Annotated in this window: 16 protein-coding genes; 10 read left to right on the plus strand and 6 right to left on the minus strand. The window is 45.4% G+C overall.

What is annotated here, in order from left to right; translation table 11 throughout:
* Positions 1 to 415 precede the first annotated feature (415 nt).
* Genes ACYVGR_RS04195 through ACYVGR_RS04205 form a run of 3 tightly spaced genes read left to right on the plus strand, consistent with a single transcriptional unit; the run spans position 416 to position 2,753 of the window.
* Positions 416 to 748 (plus strand): LytR/AlgR family response regulator transcription factor, encoded by a 333-nt coding sequence (locus ACYVGR_RS04195; protein ID WP_460954027.1) that lies wholly within the window; start codon positions 416 to 418, stop codon positions 746 to 748.
* A gap of 54 nt (positions 749 to 802) precedes the next feature.
* On the plus strand, positions 803 to 1,144 hold the full coding sequence (locus tag ACYVGR_RS04200) for a LytTR family transcriptional regulator DNA-binding domain-containing protein (RefSeq protein ID WP_460954028.1): 342 nt from the start codon (positions 803 to 805) through the stop codon (positions 1,142 to 1,144).
* 31 nt (positions 1,145 to 1,175) lie between these two features.
* Entirely contained in the window at positions 1,176 to 2,753 is a 1,578-nt protein-coding gene (locus tag ACYVGR_RS04205) for a M81 family metallopeptidase (RefSeq protein WP_460954029.1), read from the plus strand.
* A gap of 137 nt (positions 2,754 to 2,890) precedes the next feature.
* On the opposite strand, the gene ACYVGR_RS04210 is transcribed toward ACYVGR_RS04205, so the two are convergent.
* From ACYVGR_RS04210 to ACYVGR_RS04225, 4 genes are all read right to left on the minus strand, one after another.
* On the minus strand, positions 2,891 to 4,057 hold the full coding sequence (locus ACYVGR_RS04210; protein ID WP_460954030.1) for an endonuclease/exonuclease/phosphatase family protein: 1,167 nt from the start codon (positions 4,055 to 4,057) through the stop codon (positions 2,891 to 2,893).
* 49 nt (positions 4,058 to 4,106) lie between these two features.
* A complete protein-coding gene (locus tag ACYVGR_RS04215) occupies positions 4,107 to 5,057 on the minus strand; it encodes a hypothetical protein (protein ID WP_460954031.1) in 951 nt (316 codons plus the stop codon).
* Positions 5,058 to 5,231: 174 nt separating this feature from the next.
* Entirely contained in the window at positions 5,232 to 6,608 is a 1,377-nt protein-coding gene (locus ACYVGR_RS04220; protein WP_460954032.1) for a sensor histidine kinase, read from the minus strand.
* Positions 6,608 to 7,288 (minus strand): response regulator, encoded by a 681-nt coding sequence (locus ACYVGR_RS04225; RefSeq protein WP_460954033.1) that lies wholly within the window; start codon positions 7,286 to 7,288, stop codon positions 6,608 to 6,610. The genes ACYVGR_RS04220 and ACYVGR_RS04225 overlap by 1 nt, the downstream gene beginning before the upstream one ends.
* A 224-nt stretch (positions 7,289 to 7,512) precedes the next feature.
* Here ACYVGR_RS04225 and porU2 point away from each other — a divergent pair, with 224 nt between their 5' ends.
* From porU2 to ACYVGR_RS04245, 4 genes are all read left to right on the plus strand, one after another.
* A complete protein-coding gene (gene porU2 / locus ACYVGR_RS04230) occupies positions 7,513 to 10,719 on the plus strand; it encodes a putative type IX secretion system sortase PorU2 (RefSeq protein ID WP_460954034.1) in 3,207 nt (1,068 codons plus the stop codon).
* On the plus strand, positions 10,716 to 10,952 hold the full coding sequence (locus ACYVGR_RS04235) for a FlgD immunoglobulin-like domain containing protein (RefSeq protein WP_460954035.1): 237 nt from the start codon (positions 10,716 to 10,718) through the stop codon (positions 10,950 to 10,952). The genes porU2 and ACYVGR_RS04235 overlap by 4 nt, the downstream gene beginning before the upstream one ends.
* Positions 10,949 to 12,160 (plus strand): hypothetical protein, encoded by a 1,212-nt coding sequence (locus tag ACYVGR_RS04240; RefSeq protein ID WP_460954036.1) that lies wholly within the window; start codon positions 10,949 to 10,951, stop codon positions 12,158 to 12,160. The genes ACYVGR_RS04235 and ACYVGR_RS04240 overlap by 4 nt, the downstream gene beginning before the upstream one ends.
* A 633-nt stretch (positions 12,161 to 12,793) precedes the next feature.
* Positions 12,794 to 13,078: a hypothetical protein gene (locus tag ACYVGR_RS04245; protein WP_460954037.1), complete on the plus strand. Its 285-nt coding sequence runs from the start codon at positions 12,794 to 12,796 to the stop codon at positions 13,076 to 13,078.
* 128 nt (positions 13,079 to 13,206) lie between these two features.
* Here the strand turns inward: ACYVGR_RS04245 and ACYVGR_RS04250 are convergent, their stop codons facing one another.
* Entirely contained in the window at positions 13,207 to 13,467 is a 261-nt protein-coding gene (locus ACYVGR_RS04250) for a hypothetical protein (RefSeq protein WP_460954038.1), read from the minus strand.
* 124 nt (positions 13,468 to 13,591) lie between these two features.
* Here ACYVGR_RS04250 and ACYVGR_RS04255 point away from each other — a divergent pair, with 124 nt between their 5' ends.
* Complete coding sequence (locus tag ACYVGR_RS04255; RefSeq protein ID WP_460954039.1) at positions 13,592 to 14,170, plus strand: Crp/Fnr family transcriptional regulator; 579 nt, start codon at positions 13,592 to 13,594, stop codon at positions 14,168 to 14,170.
* 130 nt (positions 14,171 to 14,300) lie between these two features.
* The gene (locus ACYVGR_RS04260; RefSeq protein ID WP_460954040.1) at positions 14,301 to 15,629 is read left to right on the plus strand and encodes a ferredoxin reductase family protein; all 1,329 of its coding nucleotides are present in this window, start codon (positions 14,301 to 14,303) and stop codon (positions 15,627 to 15,629) included.
* A gap of 28 nt (positions 15,630 to 15,657) precedes the next feature.
* Here the strand turns inward: ACYVGR_RS04260 and ACYVGR_RS04265 are convergent, their stop codons facing one another.
* The gene (locus ACYVGR_RS04265) at positions 15,658 to 16,335 is read right to left on the minus strand and encodes a porin family protein (RefSeq protein ID WP_460954041.1); all 678 of its coding nucleotides are present in this window, start codon (positions 16,333 to 16,335) and stop codon (positions 15,658 to 15,660) included.
* Between the two features lie 1,222 nt (positions 16,336 to 17,557).
* Here ACYVGR_RS04265 and ACYVGR_RS04270 point away from each other — a divergent pair.
* Complete coding sequence (locus ACYVGR_RS04270; RefSeq protein WP_182461857.1) at positions 17,558 to 17,767, plus strand: YtxH domain-containing protein; 210 nt, start codon at positions 17,558 to 17,560, stop codon at positions 17,765 to 17,767.
* Positions 17,768 to 18,164 lie beyond the last annotated feature (397 nt).

Below are 18,164 nucleotides of genomic sequence, written 5' to 3' on the forward strand. Positions count from 1 at the left end.
CCTGGACTAAGACTAACGCGAATAACGCGCTAATGCACAGTCTCAATATAATCTATTCCGTTTACTTATAAATTGCCAACTTTTCAATAAGTATAATTGACATAGGCTATTCCTCTATTCTGCTTATGCAATAATAGCCATGATTAGCGAGGTGATGGCCATTAAGCTATTTGAATTTATTAAACGGCGAAACTTTACCTCTATTAAACAGTATCCTCTATAATTACCTCATTATGAGAACATAACTATTTTATTTGTGCTCTTATTCAACATTCCAATAAACTATTAACCATACAAAACAATATTTTTAGGCACATTTAGTTGGTATTAATTATTTTCGATCGAAATATTATTATATTTAGTTTAGCCTCAATATTTTTGGGCATCTATCCCATACTCCCATACTATTGATCCAATGAAACGATTGGCGGCTGCCCAGCTTCAGCACAATTTTGACCCAGACGATATTCTGTACTTACTCGGTGATGTAAATTACTCGTTTGTCTACCTTCAGAATGGCGAGCAAGTACTTTCCAGCAGAACCTTAAAATGGTACAGCGATCGGTGGCCACAGTTTATCCGAATTCACAAGGGTAGTCTTATTAACCCTCGGCATGTTCATCGATGCGTGCTGGTTTCAACAATCACGGCTTATCTTATTATGTGCAATGGTATCCGGCTTCCCATTGGTCGACGCAGAATTAATGATGTAGTCGAACAACTAGGCGGAGGTACTATGCCACACTGAGCCCAATTAACATGTTGCTAGCAAAGAGATTATCCACCAAACTCAACAAAAACCATGAAACGACTTCTCGGCAAACGCGGAGAGCATCATTACGACCCGCAGACAGTGCTTTATCTCACAGGAAACATTAATTATTGCTATCTACACATGGCAAATGGAGCCGTTATTCTTTCTTGCCGAACGTTAAAATGGTTTGCGGATCAATGGCCTACATTTCTACGCGTTCATAAAAAAACACTTATCAATCAAGCCTACATTTCGTCCTGCAAAACAGCAGAAAATTCAAGAGACACGAATTACATCGTCATGACCGATCAAACTCAGATTGAAATTGCCCGACGACGTGCCCCTTCTATACTTTCTATTCTTGCTCAGCGCCAACTGGCGAACCAATAGGATGCGTTGGAAAAACGGTTAACTTGGGGGTATGAAACATATCCTCCTGGGGCTTTTTGCCTGTTTTTCTGCCGTTACTCACGGTTTTTCTCAATCAAATGCTACTACTCAGGCAACAGCTTTACCGAGAATCGCTATAGCGGGTCTAGGTATCGAATCTAGTACGTTCTCCCCTGCCCTCACGCAGGAAGAGGCCTTTCATGCCCGATATGGGCCGGAAGTGTTCAATGCTTACCCATTTATGATGCCCATTTCGCCCCTGCGCAAACAGGCGATTTGGCTGCCAGCCATTGTCGGGAAATCGCTTCCGGGGGGAGCCGTAACCCGACAGGCGTATGAGTCACTGGTCAATAAAACACTGGATTCGTTGAAGAAGTACGGCCCTTACGATGGCTTATACTTTGACATTCACGGGGCCATGAGCGTTGTAGGGCTGGATGATCCCGAAGGAGATTTCCTGAACCGAATCCGGAAAGTGATTGGGTATAAAACATTGGTGTCCACCTCGATGGATTTACATGGCAACGTCTCCTGGCGATTAGCGCAAAACTCCGATCTGATCACCTGCTATCGGATGGCACCCCACGAAGATGCCATGCAAACCAAGGAGCGGGCCGTTACGAACCTCCTTGAGCGTATCAAGACGGGCAAAGGGAAACCCGCCTATAAAGCCTGGATACCCGTACCGATTCTGCTTCCTGGCGAAAAAACGAGTACGCGCATCGAACCGGGTAAAAGTCTGTATCACGAGGTAGAGCCTATTGCCGATCATAAAAACGGAATTGTTGATGCAGCTATCTGGATTGGTTACGCCTGGGCCGATGAGCCTCGCAATCACGCCGTCGTGATGGTAACTGGTGATGATAAGGCAAAAGTGACGCAGGCTGCTGAGAAGCTGGCGCTCGATTTCTGGAACGTACGCAACCAATTCGACTTTGTAGCACCTGTCGGTTCGCTGGATAAATGTCTGGCGGATGCATTGACCAGTTCTAAACATCCCTTTTTCATCAGCGATACTGGTGATAATCCGACGGCTGGTGGTGCAGGCGATGTGACCTGGACGCTCACCCAACTATTCGCCCGACCAGAATTTCAGCGGGCAGATGGTCCCACATTGATTTACGCGTCTATTCCGGCACCTGAACTAATCAAGAAAGCAATTGCCGCAGGCGTTGGCGGTCATGTTGAGGGAACTGCCGGAGCAGCCGTCGATGCTCGTTTTGCTCCTCCTGTGCCGCTAAAAGGAACGGTAGAGTCGATCGTTTACGGCGATAAAGATGCCGAGGTTGAAGCCGTTATCAAGGTAGGAAGTCTGCACATCATCATCACCCAAAAACGAAAGCCTTACCACAAGGAAATTGATTTCACCCGTTTGGGACTTGCCCCTCGCCAAGCAGCTATCGTCGTCGTGAAAATTGGCTATCTGGAGCCGGAACTGTATGCCATGCAAACTGGCTGGATTATGGCTCTAACGCCAGGTGGGGTTAATCAGGATCTGGCCCGATTGCCTTATAAACGAATTAAGCGCCCCATGTTCCCATTCGACAAGGACATGAAAACGCCTAACCTGGCAGCCCAGCTCGTGCCTTTGTCGGGATCGAGTAAATAATAAAAGTTTTAGTGTGGAGTATTTTACCTCACGGCAACGGTCGGCCGTTGCCGTGAGGTGAATCTCCTTACACACAGGAGCGTCAGCGAATGCTGACGAAATGAGTAGACACGAGTAACTACTCGCGCTAGTAATTATCAATTCTTAGCCACTAAATGGCTAATGGATTTACGTTGGGCAAGTACTTCTGCGGGTATGGTTATCGACTTCTTCAGTACATACTGCGCTAGCACCGGAAAATGGTCTGAAAAGGAAATATCCGATAATGTCTGACAGGCTTTAATGTGCCAGTCGGAACTAACGAACTGCTGATCGATTCGGGCACAATAGGGATGACGATTCAGGGTAAACCCTAGTCCCTGACCAGCCTCTTCGAATGCATTTCTGAAGTTCTGGCTTAGCTTTCCGTACGAATACCCCATGGGCGTTTCGTTGAAATCACCACAGATGATGACCGGATACCGACTACCGGCTACGTAGGTTTCTACCTCTTTAAACTGCTCATTCCGATTCGCGAAACCCTCTTTTAGTTTGGTAAATGTATCGAAAAGACCAGAAGCAAATTGGCTAAGATTGCCTGCCTTTAAGGCACTGATTGCTTCATTCGTACGCACCCCCATCGACCACAAATGGACATTTACGACTCGAATAGTATCGGCTCCGTAGGCTATATCGGCACAGATGAATCCGTTAATGTCGGGCGCGAATGTTCGACTCCAGATTCGACCGTACTGATTAACAATCGGGTATTTGGAAAATAACGCCAGCCCTATTTCTCGTCCCTGATCAAAGCAACTCAACTTTTTGACGTGGTCATCGTATTGATTTTCGATCTGCGAATTGGGCGAATATTCCTGAAAACAGGCAATATCGGCTTTCAGCAAAGACGCGTTAAATCCGTTTTGTGCGCTGGTAGGGAATGTTTCGCTGTTAAAGCTCAGCACATTGAGCGTTTGTGCCTGGCTCATCGCCAACTCGCTCCCATTTGATCCAACCAATCGTTTCATCACCAGAAACGAGAACAATACCCAAATCAGTCCTGCCGTAGCGATCATCTGCTTTTGTTTGACAAACAGGTAAATACAAGCGGCTAATCCACAGGGAATAGCTAATGGCAAACTCATCATGATAAAGCCTGTCAGCCAATGATCGACCATTGGATAGTAGCTAAATGCCATTGAGAAAAACAGATACACAATGACGGTATAGGCAAGTGGAAATTCCCGATATCTGCGAATCAGCTGTTTTCCTTCCACTTTGAATCCTCTTGACAGTTGATCTATATGTCGATAAAGTGCTTCCATATCCTGAACGTGGAGTTAATTTTTAAGGCTGAGCAACTGGGTGACTTTATTACTTTACGTCAAAACGACCTCCGCCAATACGAAGCCCTTCCGAATACAACTCGGCCGTATAAGTTCCTGGTTTGTAGGCACCATCACGCCGAAAAAAGATATCGACCCGCTGATCATTATTCTCAAATGGCACCGTTTGACGAATGCTGTAGCCAAGCTCGTGACCTTCATACATCAAGATTCCACCGACACCACTTTCACTGACAACAGCGCCGTTAGCGTCCAATAAGCGCAGGTAGATTTCCTTATTTTCTTTGGTTGCAACGGGGTTGGAGGGCATGATAAACGTGATTTTCAGTCGGTCGATGCGCGATGCTTTGTAGCTTCCTCCCCGGCGTTCCTTGCCATTAGCCGACACCGCAACTGCTTCAACATTAACCGCTTTCATGGCAGAGGCCATCGTTACTTTATTGACTAGGTCGGCATTTTGAAGCGAGTAATCGACTACCGTTTTGGCTAATTCTGCTTTTTCATGCTTTAATCCTTCGTTTTCGCTGAGGATCGTTTCTTTTTCCTCTTCAAGCGCGCGGGTGCGGCTTCGCAATGAGCCATTTTCGTCTTTTAGTTTAAGAACGTCGGCTTCGTGTAGGGCCAGGAAGTTTTTGTAATCCCGGATTTTCAAGGTGTATTTTTGAATCGAGAAGCTGAGATCGTACTTGAGTCGTTTTTTATCAGCCGCCAGTTGCCGCCGGATTCGCTCCAGTTCGGCCACATTACCGCCGAGCTTACGCACTTCAACAATTTTCTGATCGAGTACGGTTGAAATTGAATCGAGCTTAAGTTGTGTAGAGGCAAACTGCTCGACTTTGGATGTGAGGAGCTTTTGAACTTCAAGCGTTTCGTTCCGGGAGCCAAGGAACAGATACAGCAACAGGGCCAAAATGCCAATTAAAGCACCAACTGCCATATTCAGCGCCCCCTGCTTCTCGTTCGTCACGTGTACTTCCATTGCCCTGATTGATTGGTTGTCTGCAAAGCAACGACACCCAACTTAATTAGGACTTAATCTGACTTTAAATTTACCTTAAAATGGCAGAATGCAGATTTTTATGGTGATTATGAGCTAGTTATGATCTTTATTTATCATAATAATCACAAAAACCAACGTTCTGTCTCCTTAAAATCACTCGATACTGGAAAGTGTAAGCGTAAAGGTAGTACCCTTGGGCGTTGAGGTTACAGCAATATCTCCCTGATGAATCTGAGTAACTTGTGCGACAACGGCCAGTCCCACACCATGTCCCCGACTCGACATAGCCGTGGCATTACTTCGAAAGAATGGCTGAAATAGATAGGGTAAATCCGCCTGTGGTATCTGCGGGCCTTCGTTAAAAACGGTTATCGTTATTCTTCCTTTTTTAGATCGGAAGTTTACCGAAGCTGTTTTTGTGGGCGAAAATTTACAGGCATTATCCATTAAATTCATCAGCAAAACACTAAGCGAGGCCCGGTTACCCTGAACGACCAAAGCCTCTTCATCGTCCGGAAAATCGGTAAATGTGAGTTGGATTACGTAATCGTCATGCCAGGATTGCAACTGCGTTTTCGTCTCCCAGAGCAGTTCGTCCATCCGCACCGGCTCGAAGGGTAATTTACTGGCCTGAATAGACGTATTTGCCAGCTCTAACAAGGTGTTGGTCAGTTGGGTTAACGAACGCGCATCTTCCTGTAGCGATTGGAGCGTTCGCTCATAAGCTTCGGGGTTTCGCTTCTGAATAAGTGCCACATCAATCTGCGAATTGATCTTCGTCAAGGGGTTTTTTAACTCGTGCGATACATTGGCAATAAACATTTTCTGCGTTTTCAACGCTTGCTCAATGCGGTCGAGCAGTTGATTGAAGGTAGCCACCAACACCCCTATTTCGTCGGATCGATTTGGGTGCTCTACTCTCCGCTCTACGTTAGCCGGAAAGATCGTATTAACCTGCTGAACAATGCCCGACATGGGCGCCAGTGCCCGATCGGCAAACAGCCAGCCCGAGATACCCAGCAACAAAATAGCAACCAGAATCATGACGATCAGGATTCGCTTCAGATCCTCCAATCCTTCCCTACCGGCCTGATCAATTCCACTGACAACCACCCAGTTATTGCCGTTTCTGCTCGTCAAATGAATGGCCACAATCTGATATTCATCTTTTTGCAGGTATAATGTCTGGGCTGTCGAATCCAGTTGGGTAATAAACTGCTCGTGAAACTGGGTATTAGCGGGGTTTGTCGAAAATAGAATTTCTCTGTTTTTTCCGTTGTACACCGAAATATTTTCATTGAGCAAGGGTTCCTTCCCGCCCGCATCGATGAGCTTCAAAACCGTGCTATCGGTTTGTTGTAAATCAAAAAGAAGCGTTGTTGTTGTAATTGCGCGATCCTGAAGCCGTTTGTAAAATCGTTTTTCGAGGTAGAGTTTGCTAAAGAAATAGACTCCCAACGAGAAAAACAGCAAGATAAGTGTTACCAGAAAGACAAATTGGTAGGTGAGCCGGGTGCGAATATTAATCATTACGACAATAACTTTACAACATAGCCCATGCCGATTTGGGTATGGAGCAATTTAGGCTCAAAATCTTTATCGATCTTTTTACGAAGGAAGTTGATGTACACTTCAATGATGTTGGTACCCGTATCGAACGTCAGATCCCATAGTTTCTCGGCCAGCTCAACCTTGGAAATCACGCGTCCCTGGTGGCGTAAGAAGTACTCAAGGAGCTGAAACTCTTTGGCGGTCAGTGCAATTTCCTTCCCGGCACGTATCACTTGCTTTGTATCGGGATTCAGTTCTAAATCGGCTATTTTCAGCAGATTCGTAACGGGAACCAGCCCATGATTCCGGCGAGTTAATGCTCTGACTCGCGCCATTAACTCTCTAAATTCGAAGGGTTTAACCAGATAATCGTCGGCTCCGGCATCGAGACCTACAATTTTATCATCCGTTGTTCCCAGAGCGGTCAGCATCAACACAGGAACCGAAATATTGGCTTCCCGAAGCTTTCGAACTAGCTCGAGGCCATTCATGCCAGGTAAGATAATATCGCAGATTATAAGCGCATAGGCCGATCGGGTAGCCAGTTGAAGGCCTATAGTGCCATCATACGCTATGTCGACCTCCCATTGATGCTCTTCAAGCCCCTGTTTGATGCTCTGAATCGTTTTAACTTCATCTTCAATGATCAGAATTTTCATAACGCTGCTCTTTCTCCGGCCGAATATATGGAAATAACACAGCAGATCTGTACTCACCCCTACATCAATAAACAGACCCAACCAGGAAGTCAATTTCGGTAACCAGGCACCTACGCTCAGTACTAGCCTCAAAAAGAATCATTTTTAATGACAACGTGACATTACTTAGTAAATGCTTTGCACGTCTAAGTCACAAGTGTATTTGATCCTCCATTTTGTTACTTATGGCGAATCTGTTTGATTTTCTTTCTCGAATAGCACAGGTTATCAAACCTCTTGTTTATGTGCTTAGTCTGCTGGTTTTCAGGCCAGCAATCGCCCAAACGGAAAAAGGTGACCCCGACCCAACACGCTGGATAGTTTATACGCAAACCTACTACAAAATTTCAGTTACCGAAGATGGCCTATACCGACTCACTAAAGCTGACTTACAACAGGCTGGACTAGCAGTCGGTCAACTAGATCCAACAACAATCCAGCTATTCCACCGGGGAATTGAACAGGCTATTTTTATTGCAGGTGAAACGGATAAACGCTTCGATACCAACGACTTTATTGAGTTTTATGGCCGAAAGAATGATGGCGCGCAGGATTCGTTACTGTATCGTATCAATGAATTGAGTCAACGGCGCGTACAACCCCACGCCTACTACAGTCTCTTCAGCGATACATCCGCTTACTTCCTCACCTGGCGACTTGATGGCAAACCCGGCAAGCGCATGGCTGCTTATACCGATACGGCTTATAGCCACCTAACTGCTGAGCCGTATCACTGGAAAGAAGAGCTGCGAATTTTTACGGATACCTATCCGGCAGGCACGATTTATCCATTGGGTGCGAGTTATGAAAACGGGGCCATCCTCACAAATTACGACACGGGCGAAGGCTGGACGGGGCCACTCATAAAAGCAACTGACCGATACGACCAAACCTTTTCGCTTACCAAGTTCAAGTCAGTCTCAGATCAGAATGGTAATCCGATTAAACCTATACTAAGTTACCTACTGGTAGGTCGCAATGCGGGCGTGCATCGGGTAAGTTGTCTGGCAGGCTCATCAACAACAACGCTTAGAGCGCTTGGACAGGCAAGTTTTGGTGATTACGAAACGGCACAGTTTGAGGCTGATTGGCGGGTTACCGATTTAGATCCTTCGGGGAATCTGATAGTTAGTATTCAGCCGCAGGAAACAGGCGAAGAAGTTTCCGTTTCTTATGTACGAATTCAGTATCCACAACGTACCGATCTGGCTGGTATGGAGCAGAAAGTTCTGCGACTTCGTCCCAATGCCGAGGGTCGTTCTTTTCTCGACCTTACGAGTGCCCCATCCGGAACTCGATTATTCGACATAAGCGATCTCAACAATCCAGTTAGGGTACAGGGAAATTGGGTGAATGACCATTGGCAAGGCGTCATCCAGAACGCTCAAACAAATCGATTGTTGTTGGCAACGAGCCAGCCAAAAACGGTATTGTCACTAAAGCCTGTTTCGTTTCGCCAAATAGACCCAAGCAAGCCGAACTTTCTGATCATCACCCATCCGTTACTCAGGAAACCTACAGCAACCGAAGCTGACCCTGTTCGGGCGTATGCTACCTACCGAGCTTCTGATGCAGGAGGTCAATATGACACCCTGACGCTCAATATCGATCAGTTGTTCGATCAGTTTAGCTATGGCGAACGTCATCCTTTAGCTATCCGTCGATTTGCGGATTATATGTTGCGAGGAAGTTCCAGACCTCAGTTTTTGTTTCTGATCGGGCAATCCCGCGATCCACAAAGCGTTCGAAAATTGCCCGATGCATCGCTGCTGGATTTAATTCCGAACGCGGGTTGGCCGGGTTCCGACATAGGTCTGGTTGAAGGGTTGAACGGCGAATCAGCTAACGTCCCGGCTATGCCCATCGGTCGATTAAATACGGCTAGTCCGCAAAACGTGCTGGATTATCTGAACAAGGTTAAAGAACACGAAAACACAGCTGAACCAGCACTTTGGCGCAAAAACGTTCTCCATCTGAGCGGGGGACGCAACCGCTATGAATTACTGGAATTCCGCAGCTTTGTCGATGAGTTCAAGTCCGTTATCGAAGCGCCATTTGCGGGTGGCCGCGTGACAACCCTGTCGAAACAAACCGACAATTTGGTTGAGACGATTCCCGTTTCGGAGATTATCAATCAGGGCGTTGGCCTGATTACATTATTTGGTCATTCGAGTCTGGATGTCGCCGATATTGACATTGGCTTTGTCAGTAATGATATTCTGGGTTACCGAAATAAAGGCCGTTATCCGTTTTTGCTGGTTAATGGCTGCGCGGCAGGTAATACCTTTTTCGGCAGGCCAACGTTTGGCACCGACTGGGTTCTCACCCCCAATCGGGGAGCCATACTTTTTCTGGCTCATACTTACAATGGATTCGCTACGCCCCTGAAAAGCTATTCGGATAAACTATACGAAGTACTTTCTGATAGTCAATTCGTTGCTCAATCCATTGGCCTTGTTCAGCAGGAAACGATCCGGCGTTATCTGAAAACAAACAACTCGATCTTCGACATCACCACGGCCCAGCAAATGACGTTACAAGGTGATCCGGCCGTGCGCCTTTTCCCTTATTCCAGTCCCGATTTTGCCTTTGCTACAGGCAGTTTGCACCTTCGAAATAGTCAGGGCGATTCCCTAACCACACAATCGGATTCGGTTCGTATTTCGGTCGTAATTGTCAACTATGGCCGAGTGACAGCCAGCCCAATAGCAGTACGTATTCGACAATATGAAGCGAACGGCCATCTGCTTAATGAACGCTTTTTCACCGAAAAATCACCCTTCTATGCCGACACCTTAAGCTGGTTAATACCCAATCGTCACGCGACTACGCTTCCCTCCTATTTTGAGTTAGTTCTCGATCCTGAAAACCAAATCGCCGAACGCAATGAGTTGAATAACAGCGTCGAAATCAGCACCGATGGGTCGGCAAACGGGCTACCTTTCAGCATCGACTCAACACCTCCACTGCTCGAAGTCGCCTTTGATGGAAAGCGCATCGCTGATGGCGATTTTGTATCCGCTCGCCCAGTGATCGATGTGTTGGTACAGGATGAAAACAGGCGTTTGCTGCGAACTGACACAACGGGAGTAGACTTATACCTACAACATCCTTGTTCGGCAGGCGGTTGTCCTTATGAGCGACTTATGTTTAGTAGTTCTGAAACCCACTGGGCAACGGCCGATAGTACCAACGCGTTCCGACTCAGTTATCAACCAAGAAAGCCGTTAGCAGCTGGTCTTTATACGTTTGTAGCCACCGGGAGCGACTTAAGTGGGAATCGGGCGGCTCCTTACCGGATTCATTTTTCGGTGAAAAACCAGGGTGAACTGATCGGAGCAGGCGCTTATCCCACCCATTTATCAACCAAATCAGATTTGTCGTTTCGGTGACGGGTGCTACTGCACCAACGGACCTGACTGTTCGCATAAGCGATTTAGCCGGTCGCCCTATCCGCACGTTGCGTGGCTCCCCACGAGTGGGGCAGAACGAGTGGTTTTGGAATGGCACATCTGATGATGGTGCGAAACTTCCCAATGGTGTCTATCTTTATCAGATTGATGGTGTCGATTTACCAACTCCAGGTTCTGTTCATCTGACAGGCCGGGTTATTCTAAATCGATGAGTCAGCGACACTTTCTGTTGGCTACGTATGGTAGCCTGGGCGCTGTACTGGCAGGTCTTATTCTGCTCAATCCAAACCGATTCACCAGCATTGATTCAGCCTATTACCTCCAATCGGCAGCCAATCTTATGGCTGGCCGTGGCTATGTGATTACTGAACAAGGAGAATTGATTTGGAATGGAATTTTTCCCATTGGCTATTCGGCACTGATTGCCATCGTATCGGGTTTGACAGGATTGCCCATTTTAGCTGCCTCAAAGCTGGTCAACTTTGCCGCAATTGGCGCTTATGGTTATTGCTGGATTCGTAGGCTAGACATAGTTCAGGCAGTCTGGGTATTGTCAATCTGGGCACTTGGAAGCTTTCTGAAAATCGCGGTTTATACCTGGAGCGAAACGGTATTTCTGGTCTTACTGGCCGAATGGGTTTGGGGAATTCATCAATTTTTACTGAAGCCTATTGCCAGTCGGGCGTTTGCTCTTTTGCTCATTGGATATAGTTTATTCCTGATCCGGTATGCCGGTGGCTTTGTCTTTGGGATAACAGGGTTGCTCGCAATATTACTCTGGTTCTTTCCACGCCAAACCCAACCTCTTTTGAGATCATTTCCAACGCGTTTAATAAGCCTGAAACTGCTCCTGATCACCTTGATCGGCCTTTGTGGTCTAAGTGTGTATTTCTGGATAAACCAACAATTCTCAGGCTCGTATTTTGGGGGAGAGCGATTTGTTTCAACCGAATCCGCTTTCGAATTGACGAGAATGTTCGTCTGGGCACTTTTGAACGAATGCCTGCTCATCCGGGATTTTGTCCCTACCGATTCAACTAAACTGGCCTGGGTTGGTTTGGTACTTCAGGTCATACTATTTAGCACAGCCTACAGAAAACTTCGGCGAAATCAATTACCCAGCGAAAAGACTCCACAACTCAATCGATTATCCGGGTTATTTATACTTACTGCCTGTTTATATCTATTGACCTTATTTTCGCTACGAATCATGAGTCCTTTCAGCCCCCCAAACTTGCGCCTGATGGCTCCTTTTACCTTCTGTTTTCTAGTGGCAAGTCTCCTTTGGATTGGCCAATGGCCCCTTCGATGGCAGAAAAATCTGCTTCCTTATTGGGTTGCGCTATTAGCCTGCTCATGGCTTCAATTGCTTCCACAAGCAGATTTATTCCACAAAATCAGTCTGCTATTGAACCAATAGTCTACCACTCACCCAATACCGCCACGCGGTATATGAACTTGATGCAGTAGTGACGATAAAAAAGCTACTGGTAGTCGTTAAAAGTAGTTTCTATCAATTCTTTTGACGCTATAGTTTCTGGTTATCAATTCAATAGAATCAAAAGAATCGATAGAAACTATTTTACCAAGCCACTGTCCAGCAGATCATTGATCGATCTGTTTGCTGGCTTGATACGCGAGAGGGAGAAGTCTTAGCTAAACATATTGTATTAAAAGTAAGCAGCTAATTGAGCTAGTCTCACCTGCACTATCTCTCGTTTGACCTTTTTCAAAATGCTAGTAGACATCACATGTTTATCTATAAATCCACATGAATCTTGATCAATTTTTATTTTTTCACGAAAACTAAAGGGGTACAAATCCAGAATTTTAAAAAAAACGTATGTTGTGTCAGCCCATAAACTAGTGCTTTACCAATGTAGATTCTTGGGTTCGCCTGCGCGGTTGATTCTATCGGATTCTATTGACGATATTCTACTGATAATCAACCCCTAAACCATCAAGTAGAATCAAATGAATCCCTAGAATCTAAATTGGACAAGTACTAGAAACAAGTAAACCTTAGTCACTATATGTAGATAACTTTACAATCATGAACAGTCAAACGAACACTGGCTTGCTCAAAGAGTACATCAAAACATTAATTGCCACTGAGGTAGAATTTCCGGGTGTATTGCCTCGAAGTTGGGGTAATGAGTTCAGTCGTTCTGAGCTGGATTCTATTCACTCCACACTAAGTTTTGTTCTCACAACAGCTTCTCCCCAAACGGCGTCCTCACTACTGTTGGCCTTCAGAGGTACAAACAATATGCATTGGATATTGTGTAATTACTGGCCAGAAATCGTCCCATTGTTGACCAAACAAAACACGAATTAGGCGCAGTTTTATAGTTCAGCGGAGGCAATCGAAAGCAATGCTTCCACTAACTATTGCCGACTATAAACGAATAGGTCATACGTCAATCCATTGGTTGACGTATGACCTATTCGCTTGTTATAGGGTGCTTAACGCTTTAGCGACTCTGTATAATTGCCCGTCAATACAGCCGCTTCGTGTAATAAAGCAAGCCCCTGACGCTCGTCGTTAATTTCATTCAGCTTCTCCTGTACTTCAGCAAGCCGCACTTTATGTTCATGCACATAGTCGGTATGTCCCTGTATCTGAGAATGCTCGATGGTTCGATTCAATACTGAATCAACCAGCTTAAGTGTGGAGGCCAGTTGAGTCAATATTGACAGTTCGTTCGACCATTTGCTTGTTTTCATAGCCTAATTTACAAAATTGACTCCAGGAAGTCAGCCTGGTTGAATAACTTACAATATCCTAATCTGGTTGCGTAGTATAGCGGATATTTATTAAAAAACGGGCTGGCTCCGTTAATCTGTCGATATGCTTGAAAAATTTAGAACGAGGTTTCCGTTCACACCCGAAAAATGGGACGCCTACGCAACGTGCTTTAACCGGATCGACGTGCCAGCCCGGACCATTCTGTTACAAGAAGGCGAGGTTTCCCGAAAAGCCTACCTGATTGAAAAAGGATGTTTACGCGTGTGGTTTACCAATAAAGGCGAAGAAACTACCTTCCAATTCTTTTTTGAAAACAATACAGTCTCTTCCATCGAAAGTTTTAAAAAGAGTATCCCAAGCCTGTTTGCTATCGAAACCGTTGAACCCTGTACCCTTTGGTGGATCGACAAAACGGATCTGGACTGGATTCTGGCCGAAGTAAGTGAGCGGGCCGACATACGAGAGCAAATTCTGGAAGCCATGTTTGATCGGACGCTGCATTACATGCAACATTTCCTGTCCTTTGTTCGGGATACTCCGCAAGAACGGTATTTGGCGCTGTTAACGCACCGCCCGCACATTGTGCAGCGTGTGCCCCAGCATTACATTGCTTCTTATCTGGGAATTAGCCGGGTTCATTTGAGCCGGATCAAACAGAAAATCGCCCGGCAAAAATCGTAGTCCTACCCTATTTTGTAACAAATGTTATCGCTCGAAGGCTTAATGGCGCTCTAGCTTTGTCGCATCAAAATAACTAGGGAAGTCGTCGTCATGAATCGCACGCCACTCTCCCACTCTCTTTTCATCACGTATGACAACAACTAAATGGATCGCGGGAGCCTTGGGAATCGCGTGCCTGATTTTTGCCTTATCACCCGGCCCTAAACACCTGATAGCCAATCCCACCAGTTGGGAATTTCGGGAACAATTTGTGTACTTAACCGGACTTTCAGCCATTTCCTTAATGGTGGTGTCGATGATTATTTCGGTACGGCTGCCGATGGTTAATCACTGGATGCGTGGCTTAGATAAAGCCTATATCGTTCATAAATGGACCGGAATCGTTTCAACGATACTCGTTATTCTCCACTGGCTCGGCGAAAAAGCTCCGGAATGGTTAGTCGAATTGGGAATTATTCCGAATCCGGGCGAATTGACCGATGGGAGTAGTTTTTCAGAGCTGGAAATTGGCCTTTTTACGAGCGGTACATTTCTGGCGGAATGGGTATTTTATGCCCTCGTTATCATGATACTAATTGCCTTATCGGCGAGGATTCCGTATCATATCTTCCGAAAGTCGCATAAACTTTTTCCGGGTATTTTCCTAATCGCGGCTTATCATGGAGCAACTGCCCCGCTCAAAGAACGCTGGTTCGCGACTCCGGCAGGCTATTTACTGTTAATGCTACTGGTCATCGGTGTCGTGGCTGCTATTATTGGCCTTTTCCAGCAAATTGGCGCATCACGCAAAACAACCGCTGTTATTCAGCACATTGACAAACACCCGCATGGCATTCTGGAGATACAATTGGCAACCCTTAAAAAACCGTTTATTCATCAACCCGGCCAATATGCTTTTCTCCGATTTGCTCACGACAACGAACCGCATCCATTCACGATCGCTTCGTCGGGAGATGACCCAACTCGGCTGCGCTTCGCCATCAAAGAGCTGGGAAACTTCACGAGCAACTTACTTCATCAGCTTCAGGTTGGGCAAGTTGTGGACGTTGAAGGCCCGTACGGTGAGTTTACCTTCAACGATTCCAGCGAGCGGCAGATATGGGTAGCTGGCGGCATCGGCATTACTCCATTTCTAGCCCGTCTGGCGTATCTGGCCAATCAGGGCGGCACTACACAACCAATTGATTTCTGGTATTCTACACGAAGCGATCAGGACACTATATTTCCTGCTTCGCTGGCCTTGCTCTGTCAACAAAGTGGTGTTAATTTCTACCATTTGAACTCCAGCCAAAAAGAGTATTTGACGGTCGATTCAATACAAACTGTTGTGGGCAGTTTGCATAATAGCAGTTTTTGGTTCTGCGGTCCGCCTGCCTTCGCGCAATGTTTACGAAAGGGACTGGATTCCTACCAATTTGACCAACGCCGATTTCACTACGACGACTTTAGCATGCGCTAGCCTTATCCAAACTCCCGATCAGACAACATCAGAAATGATACATCAACTGTGTTTGGAGGCTTAACTGATAGATATGGAAGTATTCATAAGAAGGGCGAGATTGTACATCGTACTGAATGGTGGGCTGTACAATCAGCGAGAGACGATCGTTAAATCGATAACTACCGCCTAAGCCTAACAACGGAGTAACGACCATAGCTTTGCCAAAACTTACGGGAATTTCCTCACCGTTTCCCAGTATCACATACGATTTACTTCTGATATCGCCTGAGGCCCCTGCTGATAAATAGGGCGAAAGTCGCGTGGTTAATGGTCGATAGTTAATCAGCAACGGTATTTTATACGCAAATGTAAACGGGTGACGATTGGTATAGGTAAGCGTCGATGGTGAACCATTCTCGCTGGCATCAATGGTTGATGTCAACGAGTTGGTAGCCCATAATCCCGTTGAGACAGACCATTTTCCCGAAAAATCGTATCGGCCCATCAGACCAAAGGAATAGCCAACACTATGCGCGTTAGTCACTACTTCTGTTGACGGTAACTGTGTAGCTGGGTCGGCAATAGGCACGACTAATTTAGCATCTGAATGGCCATAAATCGGAGCCATGCTGACCGAAAGGGAGAATTTACGCTGACCTAGCGAGGGAAGGTGGCTTCCTACAATCAGCATCAACGCAAGGGCAGTATAACTTATTGATTTCATGTCAGTTGAGATTTGTTGCTACTCAATTTCTATACATTAGCTAACAAAAAAAAGTATAAACAATCGTTTCGGCAATTTGAGCGAGCTGTTCACGCATTTTTATTCCCTGAAACCAGCTAACGGTAGTATCAGCACTCGTGTATTGTTAGTAAAAAGTTACTATTGGAGAACCCACAGGCCTAGGTAAAAGGTAAGTAGCTATTAACGTTAATACGCGTCTCCACTTCTGTTTTAACGAAATTTCAGCATTGGCAAATCATATGCCAATCATCACAAACATGGAGTTTTCACCTATGAATAACTTGATTTATGACTCAAATAGACATAATGCACCCAAACCAGTAAGCATCTGGCACGAAACTTGACCGATATCCTTTCGATTGCACTATGCGGGACATATGCGCAAGCTTTGTAGATGTATAGAAAAAACGCTAATTCAGCTAGGGTTAGCGTTTTTTGTTGGCCAATACCCTGCCCAACTCTCCAACTTCGGCCTCATTAAGTAGCGTCCTAACACACACAGGTACAGATGTCATGCTTTTCGAAGATGGTAGACGATTTATCCGAACAATTCCAGACTAAGTGGTTTGGCCAAAAACTCATTAGCTCCCAGCTCATAGGCATGAGCCCGATCGCTGGCATCGCTGTAGATTGTTAGAATGACAACAGAAGTCTGGGCATACAACGACGAATGGCGTACCGTTTAGCCGAAGCATATTCAAATCCAGAATAATTAAACAAGGCCATTAAGCAATTTTGGCTAAAGACTCTACCAAAGCAAGCCCATCTTCGGCAAAGGCACATTGTAATAGTAAGCGATTGTCCTCATCATCGCTGACCATCCATACAGCGCATATACTGATAAACAAAACAGCCGATACCTAGCAGATAACGGCTGATTAACATTGCGTATTTTTATGACTAATCTTTTGACTTTGCTAACTAGTAAAGAGTCACTTACGAAAAAGCCCCTTCCGATCTGGTTGGGGCTTTCTTTTTCTGGAAGTTACCATCATTATTGCACTGATTTCTATATTTCCTGAAAATATCCCCACTTCTGGGCAACAAATACCCCAATTTGACGGCTATGATTTCTGGCCTACTATTTAATAATAATGCTTTTTTAGGCTGTAAACAGGGTTTTTAACTAATTTTCCGAAGACTGGCATGATTTTACAGCCTGTAACTTGGTAATACATTCACCACTAAAAGTTAATCAGTTATGAAAAACTATTTGAAAGGTATATTATCTGGCATTGTTGTAGGATTAGCTGTTGGTTACCTAACAGCACCTGATTCAGGTAAGAAAAACCGTAAAAAGATGGCTAAGGCTCTGGACAAGAAAACTAATGAATTAACCAAGGGCTTAAGCAAACAGTGGGACAAAACAGTAGCGCTGGCTGAAGATGCTGTTGCTACCGTACGAGGATAATCCTGACTGGCACAGTGCCTTGACTTATGTCAGGTTACTTATTTTTCAACGCCTTGATCGTATCTGATCAAGGCGTTGTCTTTTTACAGCCCAGGCTATAACTCCTTCCTTATCCAATAATTACCTACTATTCAACAACAAATTCGCCTTGGCAAGAGTGGTATTGGATTAAAAAGCCTTCTGCGTAGAAACCACAACCAGATTTTTATACGTGCAAAAGCAAAAGAAGCCTGGTCATGACCAGGCTTCTTTCTTTCAGTTTTCTTAACGTTGAGTTGAGTATGTAATCTATAAATATGCTGCTTTTTGTTGCCTGCAGCCAGCTAATACGCTTTGTTGATTATTGATATGCCTAAATTATGCCAAACTATTTACCAAAGCATAATACGCTAAAAAT

It is taken from the genome of Spirosoma litoris (genome assembly GCF_054776755.1).

Excerpts from the sequence above, each read along its gene's own strand:
- ACYVGR_RS04200 (WP_460954028.1), top strand. The coding sequence starts at position 803 with ATGAAACGACTTCTCGGCAAACGCGGAGAGCATCATTACGACCCGCAG.
- ACYVGR_RS04270 (WP_182461857.1), top strand. The coding sequence starts at position 17,558 with ATGAAAAACTATTTGAAAGGTATATTATCTGGCATTGTTGTAGGATTA.
- ACYVGR_RS04255 (WP_460954039.1), top strand. The coding sequence starts at position 13,592 with ATGCTTGAAAAATTTAGAACGAGGTTTCCGTTCACACCCGAAAAATGG.
- ACYVGR_RS04205 (WP_460954029.1), top strand. The coding sequence starts at position 1,176 with ATGAAACATATCCTCCTGGGGCTTTTTGCCTGTTTTTCTGCCGTTACT.
- ACYVGR_RS04240 (WP_460954036.1), top strand. The coding sequence starts at position 10,949 with ATGAGTCAGCGACACTTTCTGTTGGCTACGTATGGTAGCCTGGGCGCT.
- porU2 (WP_460954034.1), top strand. The coding sequence starts at position 7,513 with ATGGCGAATCTGTTTGATTTTCTTTCTCGAATAGCACAGGTTATCAAA.
- ACYVGR_RS04215 (WP_460954031.1), bottom strand. The coding sequence starts at position 5,057 with ATGGAAGTACACGTGACGAACGAGAAGCAGGGGGCGCTGAATATGGCA.
- ACYVGR_RS04225 (WP_460954033.1), bottom strand. The coding sequence starts at position 7,288 with ATGAAAATTCTGATCATTGAAGATGAAGTTAAAACGATTCAGAGCATC.
- ACYVGR_RS04260 (WP_460954040.1), top strand. The coding sequence starts at position 14,301 with ATGACAACAACTAAATGGATCGCGGGAGCCTTGGGAATCGCGTGCCTG.
- ACYVGR_RS04195 (WP_460954027.1), top strand. The coding sequence starts at position 416 with ATGAAACGATTGGCGGCTGCCCAGCTTCAGCACAATTTTGACCCAGAC.
- ACYVGR_RS04250 (WP_460954038.1), bottom strand. The coding sequence starts at position 13,467 with ATGAAAACAAGCAAATGGTCGAACGAACTGTCAATATTGACTCAACTG.
- ACYVGR_RS04245 (WP_460954037.1), top strand. The coding sequence starts at position 12,794 with ATGAACAGTCAAACGAACACTGGCTTGCTCAAAGAGTACATCAAAACA.
- ACYVGR_RS04210 (WP_460954030.1), bottom strand. The coding sequence starts at position 4,057 with ATGGAAGCACTTTATCGACATATAGATCAACTGTCAAGAGGATTCAAA.
- ACYVGR_RS04220 (WP_460954032.1), bottom strand. The coding sequence starts at position 6,608 with ATGATTAATATTCGCACCCGGCTCACCTACCAATTTGTCTTTCTGGTA.
- ACYVGR_RS04265 (WP_460954041.1), bottom strand. The coding sequence starts at position 16,335 with ATGAAATCAATAAGTTATACTGCCCTTGCGTTGATGCTGATTGTAGGA.